The sequence below is a fragment of the Acinetobacter sp. C15 genome, from assembly GCF_013420645.1.
GTDB lineage: Bacteria > Pseudomonadota > Gammaproteobacteria > Pseudomonadales > Moraxellaceae > Acinetobacter > Acinetobacter indicus.
Map to the genome: position 1 here is coordinate 1 of NZ_VOXR01000092.1, position 3,230 is coordinate 3,230.

Sequence of the window (3,230 nt, forward strand, 5' to 3'; positions counted from 1 at the left end):
CTGCCTGTTGTGCCATCTTACGCCGGCAAGATGGCTTTACCCTTGCGCAGCAGTGCTGCTCATTGCCATCGCTTCCTGGATGATTTCGGCCTTTAATCGCTCTTCCGCATACATCTTTTTAAGTCTGGTATTTTCGGCTTCTAGCTCTTTCAGTCGAGCCATTAATGATGTATCCATACCACCATATTTGGCACGCCATTTATAAAAGGTAGCATTACTCATGCCGTGTTCACGGCAAAGGGTCGCTACAGGTGTGCCAGATTCTGCCTGTTTCAAGATGGACATGATCTGACTGTCAGTAAATTTAGATGTTTTCATGCAGAATCTCCTGCTCGTATCTTAAGAGAAAATTCTACTTTTAGATCCTATTATTTTTAGGGGGGATTACCAGCCTTCATCGTCAGTTACTTGTCTTTTTACATTGTAATCTGTTTTTCTAATTCAGCTATCCGTGCATTTGCATTAGTGAGTTGTGATTCCACATATTTGATCGAGCCTGATTTTTCGAGTAGCTGTTCATATTTGGCTTGCAAGGCGTTGTAGTCTTCTTTTGCCTTATCTGTACTAGCAAGAGCGACTTTCAGCTTGTCGGTGGTGTCATCAGTTTGTTTGACCTGTTCATCAAGTTTGATTTGCACCTGTTCCAGTTTTTCTGTGGTATCTGCAAGCTGCTTTTCCAGTTGTTGCACTGTTTCCGCATATCCGCCTTGTACTGCATCAATCCGTTCTTGCAATAGGGTTGCAATGACTTGTGACACGGTAACAAGTTCCGCATCTTTCAGAGTTTTTGCCGTAGTAACGGCTGCCGCCAGTTGCTCTTCAAGGATCTCTTTGCGGTATTTGTTGATAGTGGTCTTTGAGCCGCTACCAAGAACCGCAAGGATATTATCGTTAGTTGGGTTTGAGCCTTGTGCTGCAAGGGATTCGATGGCTTTTGCCACATCTGATTTAGTGATTGCCATGGGTTTACTTCCTATTGTGTACTGTACTGTATCGTATTTTAGTACAGTACAGTACAGTACACAATCGATATTTTTTATGAATTATGACTAGCTAAAACTCACCCGTATATTCAAACCAATTCAGGTTGGGTCTATACCGCCTTTATTATTGATGTGTTCTCACGAGCAATTGTTGGATGGAAAGTATCAACACGTATGAATACAGACATGGTGCTCGATGCATTGGAGCAAGCATTGCATGACCGATGCATGCCAAAGAATGTGATTCATCATTCCGACAGAGGTGTGCAATATCTTTCCATTCGTTATACCAATCGTTTAGAAGCAGCAAATTTACGAGCATCAGTCGGTACGACTGGTGATTCATACGATAATGCTTTGGCTGAAACGGTGAATGGCTTATACAAAACAGAGGTGATTGAATATTTAAAAGCAGATTGGCAAGGTTTAGCAGATGTACAACTTGCGACACTAAACTGGGTAGATTGGTTCAATAAAGAACGTGTACATAGTGCACTGGGTTATGTATCACCTTTTGAGTTTGAAGCAATCTACTATGATAAGATTAATCCGTTAGGTCAGGTGGCCTAACTTAAATAAAAAGTCTCCGACAAACCCGGTACGGTTCAGAGTGCTAAATTTTTAAATACAGAGCTTCTGACATTGGGATAGATTTCCCAAAAGTAGTCATGGTGAGTACTCTGTATTGATTGCCTGTACTGATGTTTCAGTTTTTTCATTGTTCCTCCTAGGTAACATTACCTAGAAGGGATCCTCTGCAAAATAGTACATCGTCTTTAATCCTGTGAACTAAGAATTATCATTTAAAAATACCACAAAGTAGTATAAAATAAACTACTACAAGGTAGTATGAATGCAATCAATGTATACAATATGTGAGACTCCATTATTTACTAAATACTGTCTTGTTTATTGGACTCAGGAAGAATATGAGGAATTCAAAACATTCTTAGCATTAAATCCTGAAGCAGGAGATGTAGAGCCTAATGCAGGTGGTATTCGTAAGATTAGATGGACTAGCGGTGGTAGAGGTAAAAGTGGTGGTGTCAGAGTCATCTACTTTAATCGTTTAGCAAATGGAGAGATTTGGTTATTAACCTTGTACAGTAAAAAGCAAACTGTACAGCTTAGTAAGAAGACTCTTCAAGCATTAGTGGAGAAACTAAATGACTCGTTTAATGACTGAAAAAGAACTTGAGGCTTTTGAAGCAACTAGGGATATTGAAGCTGAAATATTACAAGGCATCGACGATATGCTTACTAGTAATGCAGCGAAAAGAACCGTAATCACTGAGACAGATGTAGCGTTAGCTCGTAGAAAGGCTCAACTAACACAAGATCAGTTTGCTAAGATTCTTGGCGTATCAAGACGTACTCTTGAATCATGGGAACAAGGTGCGAGAAGACCATCAGGAGCAGCAACATCCCTTATTCGATTATTTATTGTTGATCCAAAATTTGTAAAAGAGAGTCTGGCTTAATTTAGACAGCTCTCTACTATATTTATTTAAGGTTTTTTATGAAGCACTTAGGATTTGTGGGAAAAAGTACTGAATATTTAGGGTATACCCATATTGAAATTATCAATAGCTCATTACGCTTATCTTTCAATATTCCATCAACAAAAGATCTAGAAGAAACCTTTAAAAAGATAGTCGAAAATAACTATGATTTACTCATGGAAACATCAGCAGAAATCGAGTTCGAATTAGAAAGTGAAACGCTAGCAAAGATAGAAACCATCATAAAAGAAAAAGGGATTGAACTTGATGAGTTTGTTCAAAATGCGCTGATTAAACTTATCAACCAAAATGAATTGGCTAAGACTGATTAGACCTTAAATGCAGACAATAAAAAACCCCGGCATCCTGCCGAGGTTTTTTATTGGAACTTTAGGTCTGTGCTGGCTTAGTGCTTGTCGTATCTGGCCCCATCCTGGTGCTCATTCTTTGTAATTCTAAGGAACTTCCTGTTCCTGACCAATTAATCATATGAAAATTCTACTATTCCGAATAGCCGCAAAGGACCGGAATTTACGTAAGCTAAAGCGTACAAAACAGCCTAAGTTTTATCCACAAGAAATGGGGATAATTTTGAACATTCACGCATTGATAAAATTTCTCTGTACACGACAAATTTCACAGAACCCTTATCCTATCAGGATTCTGCTTTCTTAAAATTGCCAAAATTTCCTTAAACTCTTCTTTTTTCCCAAAACCAATTAAACGCTGAATCGCCATTTGAACA

General features: G+C 38.8%; 4 protein-coding genes and 2 pseudogenes. 4 read left to right on the forward strand and 2 right to left on the reverse strand.

The features are described 5' to 3' along the window. Both FTT63_RS15070 and FTT63_RS15075 read right to left on the reverse strand, forming a co-directional pair. Positions 1–318, reverse strand: a pseudogene (locus FTT63_RS15070) (transposase); the annotation flags it as partial. A gap of 98 nt (positions 319–416) precedes the next feature. Then, positions 417–962: a DNA-binding protein gene (locus tag FTT63_RS15075; RefSeq protein WP_127800924.1), complete on the reverse strand. Its 546-nt coding sequence runs from the start codon at positions 960–962 to the stop codon at positions 417–419. Positions 963–1,067: 105 nt separating this feature from the next. Between FTT63_RS15075 and FTT63_RS15080 the strand changes: the two are divergent. From FTT63_RS15080 to FTT63_RS15095, 4 genes and pseudogenes are all read left to right on the forward strand, one after another. Then, positions 1,068–1,553: pseudogene (locus tag FTT63_RS15080) on the forward strand (IS3 family transposase); the annotation flags it as partial. A 292-nt stretch (positions 1,554–1,845) separates the two neighbouring features. Next, positions 1,846–2,169 carry a transcriptional regulator gene (locus FTT63_RS15085; protein ID WP_104505828.1) on the forward strand — a complete coding sequence of 108 codons (324 nt, stop codon included), beginning with the start codon at positions 1,846–1,848 and terminating at the stop codon, positions 2,167–2,169. Then, positions 2,150–2,464 (forward strand): DNA-binding transcriptional regulator, encoded by a 315-nt coding sequence (locus FTT63_RS15090; RefSeq protein WP_104505827.1) that lies wholly within the window; start codon positions 2,150–2,152, stop codon positions 2,462–2,464. Before FTT63_RS15085 ends, FTT63_RS15090 begins: the two co-directional genes overlap by 20 nt. A 38-nt stretch (positions 2,465–2,502) precedes the next feature. After that, positions 2,503–2,817 (forward strand): hypothetical protein, encoded by a 315-nt coding sequence (locus FTT63_RS15095; RefSeq protein WP_104505826.1) that lies wholly within the window; start codon positions 2,503–2,505, stop codon positions 2,815–2,817. Positions 2,818–3,230 lie beyond the last annotated feature (413 nt).

What these genes read in the sequence shown, in the direction of transcription:
- FTT63_RS15075 (WP_127800924.1), bottom strand. Translation starts at nt 962, where the DNA reads ATGGCAATCACTAAATCAGATGTGGCAAAAGCCATCGAATCCCTTGCA.
- FTT63_RS15085 (WP_104505828.1), top strand. Translation starts at nt 1,846, where the DNA reads ATGTATACAATATGTGAGACTCCATTATTTACTAAATACTGTCTTGTT.
- FTT63_RS15090 (WP_104505827.1), top strand. Translation starts at nt 2,150, where the DNA reads ATGACTCGTTTAATGACTGAAAAAGAACTTGAGGCTTTTGAAGCAACT.
- FTT63_RS15095 (WP_104505826.1), top strand. Translation starts at nt 2,503, where the DNA reads ATGAAGCACTTAGGATTTGTGGGAAAAAGTACTGAATATTTAGGGTAT.